The organism is Nakamurella alba (assembly GCF_009707545.1).
Taxonomy (GTDB): Bacteria; Actinomycetota; Actinomycetes; order Mycobacteriales; family Nakamurellaceae; genus Nakamurella; species Nakamurella alba.
The window spans coordinates 68,678-83,217 of sequence record NZ_WLYK01000008.1; the positions used below are offsets into that span (position 1 = coordinate 68,678).

Annotated in this window: 12 protein-coding genes; 4 read left to right on the forward strand and 8 right to left on the reverse strand. The window is 70.9% G+C overall.

Annotated elements, in window-relative coordinates; genetic code table 11:
* Positions 1-320: 320 nt before the first annotated feature.
* From GIS00_RS18095 to GIS00_RS18110, 4 genes are all read right to left on the reverse strand, one after another.
* On the reverse strand, positions 321-1,724 hold the full coding sequence (locus GIS00_RS18095) for a L,D-transpeptidase family protein (protein WP_154769870.1): 1,404 nt from the start codon (positions 1,722-1,724) through the stop codon (positions 321-323).
* A 196-nt stretch (positions 1,725-1,920) separates the two neighbouring features.
* Entirely contained in the window at positions 1,921-2,502 is a 582-nt protein-coding gene (locus GIS00_RS18100) for a Dps family protein (protein ID WP_154769871.1), read from the reverse strand.
* 181 nt (positions 2,503-2,683) lie between these two features.
* Positions 2,684-4,012, reverse strand: coding sequence for a glycosyltransferase 87 family protein (locus GIS00_RS18105; protein WP_196073349.1), 1,329 nt, complete (start codon positions 4,010-4,012; stop codon positions 2,684-2,686).
* Between the two features lie 252 nt (positions 4,013-4,264).
* Positions 4,265-6,463: an MMPL family transporter gene (locus GIS00_RS18110; protein ID WP_154769873.1), complete on the reverse strand. Its 2,199-nt coding sequence runs from the start codon at positions 6,461-6,463 to the stop codon at positions 4,265-4,267.
* Positions 6,464-6,871: 408 nt separating this feature from the next.
* Between GIS00_RS18110 and GIS00_RS18115 the strand changes: the two genes are divergently transcribed.
* On the forward strand, positions 6,872-7,528 hold the full coding sequence (locus GIS00_RS18115; protein WP_154769874.1) for a TetR/AcrR family transcriptional regulator: 657 nt from the start codon (positions 6,872-6,874) through the stop codon (positions 7,526-7,528).
* A gap of 17 nt (positions 7,529-7,545) precedes the next feature.
* On the opposite strand, the gene GIS00_RS18120 is transcribed toward GIS00_RS18115, so the two are convergent.
* The 3 genes from GIS00_RS18120 to GIS00_RS18130 form a co-directional block, all read right to left on the reverse strand.
* Positions 7,546-8,757, reverse strand: coding sequence for a hypothetical protein (locus GIS00_RS18120; RefSeq protein WP_154769875.1), 1,212 nt, complete (start codon positions 8,755-8,757; stop codon positions 7,546-7,548).
* Positions 8,754-9,251, reverse strand: a complete 498-nt coding sequence (locus tag GIS00_RS18125; RefSeq protein WP_196073350.1) for an RNA polymerase sigma factor — start codon at positions 9,249-9,251, stop codon at positions 8,754-8,756. Before GIS00_RS18125 ends, GIS00_RS18120 begins: the two co-directional genes overlap by 4 nt.
* Before the next feature lie 76 nt (positions 9,252-9,327).
* Complete coding sequence (locus GIS00_RS18130; protein ID WP_154769877.1) at positions 9,328-9,873, reverse strand: hypothetical protein; 546 nt, start codon at positions 9,871-9,873, stop codon at positions 9,328-9,330.
* Positions 9,874-10,066: 193 nt separating this feature from the next.
* Here GIS00_RS18130 and GIS00_RS18135 point away from each other — a divergent pair, with 193 nt between their 5' ends.
* The gene (locus GIS00_RS18135) at positions 10,067-11,278 is read left to right on the forward strand and encodes a CaiB/BaiF CoA transferase family protein (protein WP_154769878.1); all 1,212 of its coding nucleotides are present in this window, start codon (positions 10,067-10,069) and stop codon (positions 11,276-11,278) included.
* 24 nt (positions 11,279-11,302) lie between these two features.
* Here the strand turns inward: GIS00_RS18135 and GIS00_RS18140 are convergent, their stop codons facing one another.
* Entirely contained in the window at positions 11,303-12,100 is a 798-nt protein-coding gene (locus GIS00_RS18140; RefSeq protein ID WP_154769879.1) for a VOC family protein, read from the reverse strand.
* 84 nt (positions 12,101-12,184) lie between these two features.
* Between GIS00_RS18140 and GIS00_RS18145 the strand changes: the two genes are divergently transcribed.
* Both GIS00_RS18145 and GIS00_RS18150 read left to right on the forward strand, forming a co-directional pair.
* Positions 12,185-12,946 carry a LamB/YcsF family protein gene (locus GIS00_RS18145; RefSeq protein ID WP_154770193.1) on the forward strand — a complete coding sequence of 254 codons (762 nt, stop codon included), beginning with the start codon at positions 12,185-12,187 and terminating at the stop codon, positions 12,944-12,946.
* Positions 12,943-14,535, forward strand: a complete 1,593-nt coding sequence (locus GIS00_RS18150) for a 5-oxoprolinase subunit B/C family protein (protein WP_154769880.1) — start codon at positions 12,943-12,945, stop codon at positions 14,533-14,535. The genes GIS00_RS18145 and GIS00_RS18150 overlap by 4 nt, the downstream gene beginning before the upstream one ends.
* The last annotated feature ends 5 nt before the right edge of the window (positions 14,536-14,540 follow it).

Sequence of the window (14,540 nt, forward strand, 5' to 3'; positions counted from 1 at the left end):
GCTGACGGTGCAAGGATGCGGCTCGAAAGTGTTACTCCACAAGAGGGACAGTTGCGCCGTCCGAGGGGTCGAAATACCCACGGTGAGGGTGTTACTGGTCTCCAGCGCCACGATCCGGCGACGGGGTGACGAGAGATCATCTCCGGGATCGGCGCACGGTCACGGCGACCTCACCCTCAGGGGTGACGAACGGGCGACACGCCACCGTCGGGTGACTTTTCAACGTTTTCGCGCACGCGAGGCGTGTCCGCCACGACACGCTCATGATCGCGGCGTCAGCGATCGGTGGACCGGGCACTTGCGGCCGCTCGCCGGACGGCTCAGGACCGGTAGAACTCCTGGCCGTTCGCGATCAGTACGGGGAGGGTGAACATGCCCCGACCTGCCACGTAGGTGCGGTGGGCGGAGAACTCGGCGGCACTCGCCGGTCGGCCCAGCATGCGGCTGTAGAGCGCATCCATCCGGATCCGGGCGAAGGCGGTCGAGTGCACCAGTGCGGCGGTGACGTGCCCGCGGCCGTACCGCTGGGCCAGCGAGACGTCACGTGCGGTCTCGGCGGCGGTCGGCGCCCGCCCGATGACGCTCCGGTACAGCCGCCCCACCCAGGTGGTGGTGTTGTTGCCCGCGAGGGCGAAGGCCTCCGCAGATCCGCACAACTGCTCGTAGATGTCGCTCAGGGTGGCGCCCTTGGCCAGCCGGGCCACCAACGTGACCGTGCCCGCGGACGACGGTGCCCGGCCGAGGCACTGCTCGTGGGCGCCGGTGGTGTAGCGGCCGTACCAGGAGGCCGAGACGGCGACCACCGCGGCCACCCGGTCCCGGCTGGTGGCGCCGATCATCAGGTTCGAGACCGCCTGGCGCGCCGAGGATCCCGGCGCGGTGGAGTAGTAGGACTGCCCGATCATCCGGTAGTAGACGCGGTTCACGAAGTCGATCGCCCGGCTCGAGGTCCAGCGCGGGAACGGTGTCCACGGTGTGCCGACCCGGATGTCGATGTACGGGTGCTGGGCCGGGTCCAGCCACTGCAGGATGTCGACCAGGGCGCCGGCGTCGATGGCCACGCAACCTGCCGTCGCACTGCCGGTCGAGACGTGCAGGAAGAACGCGGACCCGGCGCCCGGCACCTGGTCGAGGTTGTAGCCGATGTTGACCGCGTAGTCGTAGGCACGGCCGGCGGCCAGCAGGTTCTCCGAGGCGCCGCCGGGCGAAGATGCCTGCCGCACATGGGTGTTGTAGGTGGGGGAGGAGGTGTTGGAGTCCCACCAGTCGTAGCTGTCGGTGGTGAACCAGGGCATCTTCGTCCCCGGGTTCGCCTGCCGACCGAAGGCCTGGTCCAGCACGAACTGTCCGGCCGGGGTACGGGTCGAGCCCTCCGAGGCCGCACCGATCCCTCCGGCGCCGACCCGGGCGACCACCGGCCCCACCACCTGGCGCCAGGTGCCGTCGGAGTTGCGCTGCCAGGCGGTGAGGGTGCCGCTGGTGGCGCTCGACGAGGACGTCGCGACGCTGATCACCTGGGAGCTCGACGCCGGGATCGCGGCGAGGGCCGGCATCGGAGTCGTGGCCTGTGCGGTGTTCGTCGTCGGCAGGGCCGAGGCGCCGGCGCTCGCCGGCAGCAGGACCGCCAGTGCCACCGCGAGCAGCGGTGCCAGGACCTTCGCGACCCGGCGGTGCCGACGGGCCGTGGATCCTCTCGTCTCGCCGGATCCTGCTGACCTCACCATCGGGTACCTCCCACCGGCCGCGTACCTCACGGCCCGGCCCACCATGCTCCGCCCCGTTCCTGAGCGGCAAGCCCGGACACGCCGGTCCGGTGCGAACCATCCGGAAGCAGGCCGGGGACGAGCGATCGGCCCGGCAGACGCCACGACCCCCACCCGGGGAACCGGGTGGGGGTCGTCGTCACGGGAACAGCGGCGGTCAGGCGGCGCCCTTCGCAGCGGCCTTGGCGCCATCGGCGGCACCCTCGGTCTCGTGCACGTCGCCCGCGGTGGCCAGGGCCCCGCCGGCGTTCTCCAGGTGCGCCCGGATGAACCAGTGGAACAGCTCGATCTGGTGCAGGTGCCCGATCAGCATGTCGTTGGTGACCGGGTCGGTCTCCTCGGTGTCGTCGGCGGCCTTGCGGTGATCGGCGATCACACCCTGGTAGACGACGTCCAGCGCACCGAGGTGCGCGATGGCGTCGGCGCGTCCGATGGAGTAGTCGTCCCAGCTGCGGTCGGCGACGATCGATCCGGGGGTGCCCTTCACCGAGACGCCGAGAGTGGCGATGCGCTCGGCGATCTCGTCGACGTACTCACGGACGACGTCGACCTGGGGATCGATCATCTCGTGCACCGACATGAAGTGCGGGCCGACCACGTTCCAGTGCACGTGCTTGAGCGTCAGGGCCAGGTCGTTGAGGGCGTGCAGCCGCTGCTGCAGGATCGCCGCGACCTCGGCGCCGGTCGTGGCATCCAGCGACGGGACGGTGAACTTCGGCAGACTGTTCTTGGTGGCCATCAGGAAAGGGCCTCCTTCATCTCGACATCGTGGTGTGCGCGGTGTGCTCGCGCTCCGTGGGTCCCGTACCCCTGGCCCGCTCCGGCGAAACAACAGCCCGGTGCGCCGGAACAACAGCCCGGTGCGCCGGAACAACAGCCCGGTGCGCCGGAACGACAGCCCGGTGCGCCGCAACAACAGCTCAGTCGAGGGCGGCGGCACTCCCGGAGAGCGCCGGCGTCGTGGTGGAGCTCCGGTCGCCGCGGATCGGGAGGAGGGCGATGGTGGCCAGGGCCCACCACATGGGCAGGCTGGCGACCAGGACCGGGAACCATCCCAGGCCGGTGTAGTCGACATCGGGCAGCCCGAAGAGGATCTTGGTGTCGAACCCGACGATCAGCAGGGCGGGAAGTGCCAGACACACGGCTGCCCAAGGGATCTCGGGACGAACACCGGTGTGCGACCGCCATTGCTGCACCAGATCCGTGAGCACGCGGGCCAGCACCACGACCGCCGGGATCACCCAGACCATGTGGTGGTACCAGCTGGCCGGGCTGATCAGCACCCCGGCCATGCCGACCAGAGTCATCGCCACCAGGTGATCGCCCCCGGCCAGCGCCTTGCGGGTGCGGACGACGGTGAGGGCGAGCACACCGATCACCAGGACCAGCCACAGGGCACGGGACGGCTCGGTGCCCGGCTCGAGGAACCGGGCCAGCAGACCGTTGAGCGACTGGTTGGCCGAGCTGCCGAGGTAGCCGACGCGGGAGGAGTCCCAGAGCAGAGTGGTGTAGTACTGCCAGGTCTCGACCGGGGTGATGACGGCGGCCAGCAGGGTGGTGACCGCGGCGGTGACGACGGCGGTGGCGGTCGCCCGCCACTGCTTCGACAGCAGCAGGTACAGCAGGAAGATGCCGGGGGTGATCTTCACGGCCATGGCCAGGCCGATGCCGACGCCGGTCCACCGGCTGCCACGGGGGCGCAGCACGAGCACGTCCAGCATGATCAGTGCGCCGATCATGGTGTTGATCTGACCGAAGCCCAGGGTCTCCCGGATCGGTTCCATCCAGAAGGCCAGACAGGTGCCGACGGCGACCGCCAGCAGCATCCGCTGCCCCTGGAACCCGAATCGGTCGCGCAACGAGAGCCACACGATGACGGCGGTGGTCGTGATGATCGCCGGCAGGGCGATCGCCTTCACGACACCCAACGGGAGGATCGCCATCGGCGACATGAGCACGGCTGCCAGTGGCGGATAGGTGAATCCCAGCCAATCGTTGACCGGATCGGGCTGCATGTATCGATAGATGTTGTGACCGTCGGTCCAGAAGTTGACCGCGCTGTAATAGATCCGAAGATCGAATTGGTGATGGTGCGGTCCGACGATCCAGTGGGCCCACAAATAGGTGACCACTGCGAGCAGTGCCACCCCGAGTACCGCCACGACGGCCTGCCGCCGGGTGAACCGGGCTCCCGGTGTCGTCGACCGGGGGGTCGGCGGAGCGTCGAGAGGCTGGTCAGGGGCGGTCACACCGGACATTCTCGCATGCGCACAGCTCTTCCCGGAGAGCTTCTCAGGGAACGTTGGTGCCGATGGTGCCATTGTGAAGATGCAGTGAGGAAATGTGCCTCGCCATTCCTGGTGGCTCCGGTGGTGGTCGGGTGGGATCCGTGACGACGTACCGATCGTGGCCGGTCGCCTTTCCGGATGGTGCCGGTCGGCACGCCCTCCGGATCATTTGTGAGGATTGTCACGTTTAATATTCCCGATGTCCGGATCGGATCAATCGCGCAGCGCGAACCTGCCGTGCAGCCGCCGCAGCGGCGCCGGGGCCCAGAAGTTCGCCGGTCCCAGCAGCCGCATCGCCGCCGGCACCAGCACCCCACGGATCAGGGTGGCGTCGATGATCACCGCGAGGCCGGCACCCAGGCCGAACAGCTGCAACATCGACACCGACGAGCTGGTGAAGGCGAAGAAGCTCACCGCCAGCAGCAGGGCAGCGCTGGTGACCAGCCGCCCGGTCCGGGCCAGACCCTCGGTGACGGCCGTGCGCAGGTCGGCGCCGTGGTCGTGCAGCTCGGTGATCCGGCTGATCAGGAAGACCTCGTAGTCCATCGACAGGCCGAAGGCGATGCAGAACAGCAGCACCGTCATCGACGCGTCCATCGGTCTCGCGGTGGCACCGAACAGCTCGATCAGGTGTCCGTCGGCGAACACCCAGGTCACGATGCCGAGCGAGGCGCACAGCGACAGGCTGTTGACGACCAGGGCGCGCAGCGGCTGCAGCACGCTGCCGGTGAACAGGAACAGCAGCACGAAGGTCGTGATCACGATGATCGCCAGGGCAATCGGCAGCGGTCGGGCGATCCCGGCCAGGGTGTCGGCCAGCGAGGCGTCGGTGCCGCCTACCAGGAACCCGCCGGGCAGGGCCGCGCGGACGTCGGCGACCAGGTCGGACGCCGCATCGGATCCGCCCGGTGCGCTCGTGTGCACCAGCATTCGTTGGTAGCCGTCGGCGCCGAGCACACCGGCCGCCGGGTCGACCGCTCCGGTGCCGGTGGCGGTCACCGGGCCGGCCGCGGTGTCGACGGACACCACGCCCGGGACCGCGGCCACCGCCGTCGCTGCCGCCGCCACCGAGGAGTCGTCCACCGGATCCGCCGAGACCACCGTGAAGGTCGCGTCCGAACGGGACGGGTACTGCTCGTCCAGCGCCACCGACACCTGCCTGCTCTCCGCATCCGGCGGAAGTACGGTGTCGTCCGGCAGGGCGAAACCGGTGCCGAACAACGGGATCGACGCGACGACCAGCGCGCCGAGCACGGGCGCGGCGGCCAGGATCGGCCGGCGGAAGACGGCTCCGGCCACTTTCTTCCAGAACGGCGACGGCGTGCCGCGGGCGAACCCGGGGAACGGCAGTTTGCCCTTCTCCACCCGGAGGCCGAGCAGCGCCAGGCAGGCCGGGGTGATCACGAGTGCACCCAGGGCGGCGATGAGCACGACGCCGATGCCGGCGTAGCCGAAGGAGGACAGGAAGTAGAGCGGGAAGACCAGCAGGGTGGCCAGTGCAGCGATCACCGCCGCCGCCGAGAAGGCAATGGTGCGACCGGCTGTCGCCACCGTGTGGGCCACCGCCTCCGGGACTTCGCGTCCGCCCGCCAGTTCTTCGCGGAATCTGGCGACGAGCAGCAGCCCGTAGTCGATGCCCAGGCCCAGCCCGAGTGCTGTGGTCAGGTTGATGGAGAAGATCGAGACGTCGGTGATGCTGCCGAGGATCGCCAGCTCGGCGAAAGTACCGATGATGGCGAAGATCCCGATCAGCAGCGGCAGCAGCGCGGCGACCAGCGACCCGAAGACCAGGATGAGCAGGATCAGCGTGACCGGCACGGCGATCGCCTCGGCCAGGGCCAGCGAGGACGACACCTGGTTGTTGATGTCGCCGAAGACGCCGATCTCGCCGCCCACCTGCACGGTCGCCGGGCCGCGCGGACCGCTGATCTCGGTGGCCAGCTCGCCGCCCCGCTCCACCGCCGTGCCCTGGTCGCCGTCGATGACGAGCAGGATCAGTGCGGAGGAGTTGTCCTGCGCCACCAGTCCGGGAGCGGGTGTGTCGAACCAGGATGCGGCGACCGAGAGTCCCTGCGCACCCTTGAGTTCCGCGGTCAGTTCCTGGCCGACCTGGCGGACGGCGGCGTCGTCGACGGTGCCCTGGTCGGCGTGCACCATGACCACCAGATTGGCCTCCGGCGGGAAGTGGGCGTTGTCGATCCCTGCCGCGAGCGAGGAGTCGGCCGCCGGGTCCTCGAACCCGCCACTCTGCAGCTTGCCGAAGGCGGTGGTGCCGAGCGCCGCCGCGCCGAGCAGGAACAGCAGGCCGAGGATGCAGACGGCCCGGGCGTGCCGGGCGAGGAACAGCCCGAACCGGTAGAGGACGCCGTGCTGCTCGGTGTCGGGGGTGCTGCCTGTGGTCTGCACGCTCATCTCGGCTCCTGGTCAGGGGTCGTGACGGAGAAGTTGACGCCGTTAACATAGGAACGCCCGGCAGCCCTGGTCAACGGTTGCGCGTCACGAACCACCCGGTCGGACGCAGGATCGTGGCCGATTCCCGTACGGCCACATCCGCAGGTCGGAGTGGGTGACGGAGATCGGAGGAACCGTGGACCGGCCGGTGGTGGGAGATGTGATCGCCCGCGGGGAGGAGTAGTCGGGGCCGCATGGAGGGGACCTGTTGCCGGCCGCGAAGCCCTCGGATGGCAACCGGCGCGCGTGGCGTCGGCGGCAGTAGGGCGTGGCTGTGGGATGTGGCTGTCGGGCCGGCCGATGGTGGCGGCCATCGGCAGCTGGTGAACGTCAGGTGAGATCCGGGCTCCGCTGGGCCACACTGGTGCCGTGTCCGCCGCACCCGACCCCGCCGACGCCGGCGCGCGTCGCTACCACCACGGCAACCTCGCCGCGGCGCTGGTGGACGCTGGGTTCGAGTTGGCGCGGACCGGTGGTCCGGATGCGGTGGTGCTCCGTGAGGCCGCTCGCAGGGTCGGTGTGTCCGCCGCGGCCGCCTACCGGCACTTCGCCGGACACGCGGCGTTGCGGCTGGCGGTGAAGGAACGCGCGATGCAGGAGTTGGGCGCCCAGATGGCCGCCGCTGCGTCCGCCGCGTTGCCGGCCGGCGCCGCCGGCGACCCGGCCGCGGAGATCGGCCGGTTCGCCGCCCTCGGCCGCACCTACCTCGACTTCGCGCTCCGGGAGAGCGGGCTCTTCGGCTGCATCTGCGCCGGCATCGGCGAGGAGCACGACGAGGGCAGCTGGACCCTCGACTCCGCCACCCCCGCCTTCGGTGTCGCCTTCGACCTGCTGGGTCAGCTCGTCGACGCCGGGGTCGTGCCCGAGCAGTTCCGCCGTTCCGGTGCCCTCGTGGCCTGGGCCGCCGTGCACGGCCTCGCCATGCTCACCCTGGCCGGCCCCCTCGCCGACTTCACGGACGATCAGCGCGAAGCCCTCTACGACGACGCCGTGCACATCCTGCTGCAGGGTCTGATGGCCCGCTGAGGTCCCGAGTGGCGGAACTATCCCTGCGGCTTCATCTGGCCGCCGACATCAAAGGGGCCGGCGAGTGGTGTGAGGATCGCGAACAGGGTGTTGGCCAACTGACCGGTCCGGGAGCCGTTGGTGACGCCCGAGTCTCCGCAGTGAGCAGATCGGATCACGACCACCACCGGTGGTCCGCTCGGATAGACGGCCGTCGCCACGATGTTCGCAGGCGTGTCGAGATCGCTGGCACAAACGTCCGGCTGGGGCCAGGCCGGCGTGGACAGGCCGGGGGGCAGATCATTGAGAGCAGCCTGCAGCTTCGACGCACTGGTGGAGGTCAGTCGCGCGCTCTCGTCCAACCCGCCGGAACGGTACCGGCACAACGTGATGGATTCCGGGGTGCCGGGGATCATCTCGGCAGCTGCTCCGGGGCGCGGCTCAGGTAATGCCTCCGGGAAGTCGGGGACGTCAACATACGACACAGCGCAACCGTTCTGGTCGGCATCGGTGATGGTGATGGATCTTTCGATCGTCTCGATGAGTGCCGGATCCGGGCCGTAGATCTCCACCGTCGCTCCCACATCCGGTACTGCGAGGACGACCCGGTGCTCGCCACCCTCACCCGATTTCTCCCGCCGGAGTGCCGAGATCTCGCGCGTCCCGGTCAAGTTCGATCTGGTGGCGGTGCTCTCGGTGTCGCCGGACCAGTTGTTGCGGAACAGCACGGCAGTGAATGTGGACTCCCGTGTCAGCATGTAGCAGTAGTTGACCGCCCGGGGACCGATGATCACCGTGTCACCGACAGGGTCGTAGCCGCAGTGGATCTCGTTCATCCCGAAGGACGCCGGGACCTGGAGGGTGATGCCGCGGTAGGTGTACTGGGTGAAACCGGTCGGTGGTCCGGAGATCGGGGTGGTGAGGGCGGGGGCGGGGAAGGCGTTGACCGGCGGGGTGGTGTTCGCGGTCGTCGTCGGGGCAGCGGATGTGGAAGACCCGGCGGAACTCGTCGTGGGATCGGGTGCGTTCGCGGTGACGGTGGCGTTCTGCACCAAGGGTCGATAATCCTGCTGCCGCTGGACGAACCCGTAGCCGGTCACCCCGAGGACCACCACGGCCACCACCGCCGCGGCCAGCAGCGCCGGCAGCGCGGTGCGACGGCGGCGGGCGCCGACATCGGGCAGGCGGATCTCGGGGGCATGGTCGCGGGCGGCGGCGCCCCAGCGGCGCAGCGGATCGGGGTCGGTCATGGCTGTTCCTCCAGCAACGGACGGAGTGCGGCGCGCGCGTCGAACAGGCTCGACTTCACCGACCCGGGACTGATCCCGAGCAGCCGGGCGACGTCCTGGACGGGCAGGTCGGCGAGGTAGTGCAAGGTGACCACCTGGCGCTGGCGGTCGGGCAGCGCGGCGATCGCCCGTTCCAGGTCGACGCCGTCGGCATCGACCGGACCGGTGTGCACCAGCGGTTGGTCCGGGTCACGGTGCGCCCTGGTCCTGGCCCGGCGCGCCTTGTCCAGCAGGATCATCACCAGGAAGGTGCGCTCGGACCCGCGGGTCGCGCGGTAGCTGCTGCGCCGCTGCCAGGCCCGCAGCAGCGTCTCCTGCACGAGGTCCTCGGCGTCGGCGGGCCCCACCTCGCGCACGGCGAGCCCGGACAGCACGGCCAGGTGCGGGCGCACCCAGGCGGCGAAGGCCGGATCCTCGAACGGGCCGGTGTCCACCGCCACCCCCTGTGCGCTCACCAGGTGGATACGCCAGGGGCGCGCCGTCCGGTTGGGTCGATCCGATCAGAAGGCGGGCAGGGGTGCCAGGGGAGTGTCAGAGCGAGTTCACGTAGTAGGTGGCGTCGATCTGGTCCATACCGGTCCGCTCGCGCACCAGCTTGATGGCGGCTGCGGTGTTCCCCGCACTGCGCAGGGTGCGCACCTCGAGCTCGACCTCCAGCGGTACCGGCGAGGAGCTGGGGGCCGCGTCGAGGCCACCGTCGGGAGAGGTGCCCTGAGCGGGAACCGGACCGGGGACAGGAGGAACGGACGGCACCGGATCGACGGTCTCGACCGGGGTGGGGTCCACCGTGGGTGCGGCCGGCGCAGGGGGCGGAACGGGTCGCGCCCCGGCGGCCATCCGGTCGACCATGGTCTTCGCGGTGGCCAGCCCCAGCCCGGGCACGCCGTCGCGCAGTTCCTTGATGGCCTGGATCTTCCGGTCGCTGATCGCCAGCTCCTTGACCCTGGCCATCAGCGCCGGGTCCAGCAGCAGATCGGTCGGGTCGATCCCGGGCTTGCGCACCATGCGTCGCGCGGTCACCACCAGTGCGACGAGCACCACCAGCACCGCGACCACGACCCACGCCAGGACATCCACCACACGAATGCTAGGCGGAAGTCACACCCGGCCGGACGAGCGGGCCGTCGAAACAGACATTTCCGACAGAAGTCACAGACCCGTTCGGCCCTACTGGCACCCTCGCCGACGTGTGCGGCACCACCCGGCGGACCGGACCCGGTCCCGCGGCGGCTACGGTCGTCGGGCAGCCGTCATCAAGGAGAGGAACCGCATGTCAGCGTCCCCGGAGACCACCCCGACCACCGGCGGGGGTCCGCTCGCCGACGTGATCGTGCTCGATCTCACCCGGGCGTTGGCCGGCCCGCACGCCGCGATGATGCTCGGCGACCTCGGTGCCCGGGTGATCAAGGTGGAGACCCCCGGATCCGGTGACGACACCCGTGGCTGGGGTCCGCCGTTCGTCGGCGAGAACTCCGACGTCGCGACCTACTTCCTGTCCTGCAACCGGAACAAGGAGTCGATCACCCTCGACCTCAAGAGCGAGGCGGGCGTCGCCGCGCTGACCGAGCTGGTCCGCCGCAGCGATGTGCTGATGGAGAACTTCCGGCCCGGCGTGCTGGACCGCCTCGGCTTCCCGATGGAGCGGCTGACCGAGCTCAACCCGCGACTGGTGGTGCTCTCCATCTCCGGGTTCGGCCACGACGGACCGCAGGGCGGCCGGGCCGGCTACGACCAGATCGCCCAGGGCGAGGGCGGCCTGATGTCGATGACCGGCCCCGACCCGGAGACGCCCACCAAGTCGGGTGTGCCGATCTCCGACCTGCTGGCCGGGATGTACGGCGCCTACGGCGTTCTCGCCGCGCTGCACGAGCGGGAGCGGACCGGCAAGGGCGGGCTCGTCCGCACCTCGCTGCTCGCCGCCGTCGTCGGTGTGCACGCCTACCAGGGCACCCGCTGGACCGTCGCCAAGGAGATCCCCAAGGCCGAGGGCCCGCACCACCCGTCGATCTGCCCGTACGGCCTGTTCCACTCCGCCGACGGCATCGTGCAGATCGCCGTCGGTTCGGAGGGGCTGTGGGCCAAGTTCGCCCCGGCCTTCGACCTGCCGGTGGACGGCGAGGGCTTCCGGACCAACCAGGAGCGGGTGCGGAACTCGACCGCCGTGCGCGCGGCGGTCGAGGAGTCCTTCGCGCGGTACTCGACCGGCGACCTGCTGGCGAAGCTGTCCGCCGTCGGCGTGCCCTCCGGCGAGGTGAAGAACCTGCAGCAGGTCTACGAGTGGGACCAGACCCGGTCCCAGGGCCTGGTCATCGACGTCGACCACCCGACCCTCGGCCCGATCGAGCTGCCCGGACCGCCGCTGCGCTTCTTCGACGGCGAGGGTGGCGAGTGGAAGCGGCAGCACACGTCGCCGCCGCTGCTCGGCCAGCACACCGACGACGTGCTCGCCTGGCTGGCCACCCCGGAGACCCCGGCGTCCTGATCCCGGAGCCGTCCCGCACTCGGCTCAGCCGTTGAACACCTTGGTGCCGTCGGACAGGGTCTGGCTGTGCAGCTTGAACGCGGCACCGGTCGGGTCCACCAGATCGACGATCCGACCGAACGGGCTGTCCTCGGCCGGCCGCAGCACGGTCGCGCCGAGCCTCACCGCGGTGGCCTGCGCGGCATCGGCGTCCTCGACGGTGAAGTACACCGCCCAGTGCGAGGGCACCTGCTCCGGCAGGAAGCCGGCCGAGTCCATCATCCCGCCGACCGGATTGCCGTCGACCTCCGCGGTGATGTAGCGGAAGTCGTCGGTGTCGGACATGACCCGGTAGGTCCAGCCGAACAGGTCCCCGTAGAAGGCGCGGGAGGTGGCGAAGTCCTTGGAGTGGTACTCGTCCCAGGCCACCGCGCCGGGGACGTCGACCAGCTGGAACCCGGTGTGCTCGGCGGGCTGCCAGAGCCCGAACGCGCCGCCGATCGGGTCGAACAGCACCGCCATGGTGCCCAGCGGCCCGACCGCCAGCGGTGGGGCCAGCACGGTCGCGCCGGCCGCGGTCGCAGCGGCCGTGGTGGCCTCCGCGTCGGTGACCGCGATGTAGGTGGACCACACGTCCGGGCCACCTTCGGAGTTCGGCATGATGCCGGCGACGTTGTGGCCGCCGATCTGCGCCAGGGCGTAGCCACCGAAATCGGGCCGCCCGGGCAGGATCTCCCAGCCCAGCAGCTCGGAGTAGAAGGCCCGGGACGCGGCCTCGTCACTCGTGAACAGGTCGACCCAGCACGGGGTGCCGGGCGGGAGCGGGGCATCGAGGATCGTCATGCGACCAGTACATACCCGCGGTCCACGGCCTGCCAGGGGAGACACCGGATGTTCAGCTGCCGCTGTTCTAGCCTGGACGACATGCTGGCGACCATCGACCTCAACGCCGACCTCGGCGAGGGGTTCGGGCGGTGGAGCCTGGGCGACGACGACGCGATGCTGCAGCTGGTGTCCAGCGCGAACGTCGCCTGCGGCTTCCACGCCGGCGACCCGCTCACCCTGCGCCGGACGGTGCGCGCCGCCGCGGCCGCCGGGGTCACCGTCGGCGCCCAGGTCGGCTACCGCGACCTGGCCGGCTTCGGCCGGCGGTTCATCGATGTCGACCCGGACGAGCTGACCGCCGAGGTGCTGTACCAGATCGGTGCGCTCGATGCGCTGTGCCGTAGCGTCGGCACCTCGGTGCGGTACGTGAAACCCCATGGCGCGCTGTACAACACGATCGTGCACCACGAGGGCCAGGCCCGCGCGGTGGTCGACGCGGTGAGCGCCTGGTCGCCGGACTGCCCGCTGCTCGGGCTGCCCGGGTCGAAGGTGCTGCAGTTCGCCGCCGACGCCGGGCTGCGCGCGGTGCCGGAGGCGTTCGCCGACCGCGCCTACACCCCGGAGGGCACCCTGCTGTCCCGGTCGCTGCCCGGGGCGGTGCTGTCCGATCCCGAGGTGGTGGCCGCACGGGTCCTGCGGATGGTGGTCGACTCCGAGATCGTCGCGGTGGACGGCAGTGTGCTGCCGTTGCAGGCCGCATCGGTGTGTGTGCACGGGGACTCGCCCGGCGCGGTGGCCATGGCGACCGCCGTGCGCGAGCGGCTCGCGCAGAACGGCGTCACTGTCGGTGGTTTCGTCACATGACCGACGGCGCGGCGATCAGGCCGGCCGGTCGGCGGCAGGTGGGGGAGCGGGCCTGGCTGCTCGAGGCGCCGGACCCGGCCGCCGCGATGCTGCTCCGCGAGCTGATCCGTTCCGATCCGCCCGCCGGCCTGGTCGACCTGGTCAGCGGCGCCCGCACGGTGCTCGCGGTGTTCGACTCGCCGGTGGCCGCGCAGCGCGCGGAGCTTCCCGATGCCCCGGAGGCGCAGGGCCGGATCGACCCCGGTGACCGGGAGCCGGTGGTCGTCGAGACCGTCTACGACGGCGGAGATCTGGACCATGTCGCCGAGGCCGCCGGACTCGGTCGGGACGAGCTGATCCGGCTGCACGCCGACATCGTCTGGGTGGCCGCCTTCGTCGGCTTCGCCCCGGGCTTCGCCTACCTGCTGCCGTCCGGCGTCCCGCGCCTGCCGACGATCGCCCGCCGCAGCACGCCCCGGACCGAGGTGCCCGCCGGTGCGGTCGGTCTCGCCGACTTCTTCAGCGGTGTCTACCCGCGCCGTTCACCCGGTGGCTGGCAACTGATCGGTCACACAGCCGCGCCGCTGTGGGACCAGGACCGGCAACCACCGGCCCTGCTGACACCGGGCACCCCGGTGCGGTTCGTGGCCGTGCGGGAGCAGATCGCGGTCACTCCACCGCCGCCGGCCGAGCCCCACCGTGGTCCCGGACTGGAGATCCTGCGGCCCGGGATCCTCTGCACGGTGCAGGATCTGGGGCGCACCGGCCAGGCGGACATGGGCGTGCCCGGGTCCGGCGCGGCCGATCGTTCCGCGGCGATCCGGGCCAACCGCAGGCTCGGCAATGCCGACGGCGCGGCGGTGCTGGAGCTGACCCTGGGCGGCTTCCGGGCGCGGGCCCACGAGGTGGCCCTGCTGCTCGCCGTGGCCGGTGCCCCGGCCCGGGTCACCGTGCACACCGCGGACGATCCCGACGGCACCCCGGTGGGTGACGTGATCACCCTGCGGCCCGGTGCGGAGATCCGGATCGCCCGCCCGTCAACGGGTCTGCGCACCTACCTCGCGGTCAAGGGCGGCATCGACGTGCCGCCGGTGCTGGGCAGCCGCTCCACCGATCAGCTGTCCGGGCTCGGCCCGCCGCCGGTGCAGCGTGGCGACGTGCTGCCGATCGGCGCCGCCGACGACGGTCCCGCGCCGGTGCCGGCCGGGCACCGGCCACCCGCCGCCGACCTGTCGGCACCCGCGGTGCTCGAGGTGATACCGGGTCCGCACCTCGAGCGGTTCGACGGCGGCGCGCTCGACCAGCTGATCGGCCAGGAGTACACCGTGACCCCGCGGTCCAACCGGGTGGGCCTGCGCCTCGACGCTCCCGCACCCCTGCAGTGGGCTCGACAGGAAGAGCTGCCCAGCGAGGGCATGGTGACCGGATCCCTGCAGGTCCCGTGGGACGGGCTGCCGGTGCTGTTCCTGGCCGACCACCCGGTGACCGGCGGCTACCCGGTCATCGGAGTGCTCACCGACGCGTCGGTGGACCGGGCGGCGCAGTTGGTCCCGGGCGAGACCCTGCGGTTCGCCCTGGCTCCGGACCGGCCGGTCAGACCGGGGGCGTAACGTCG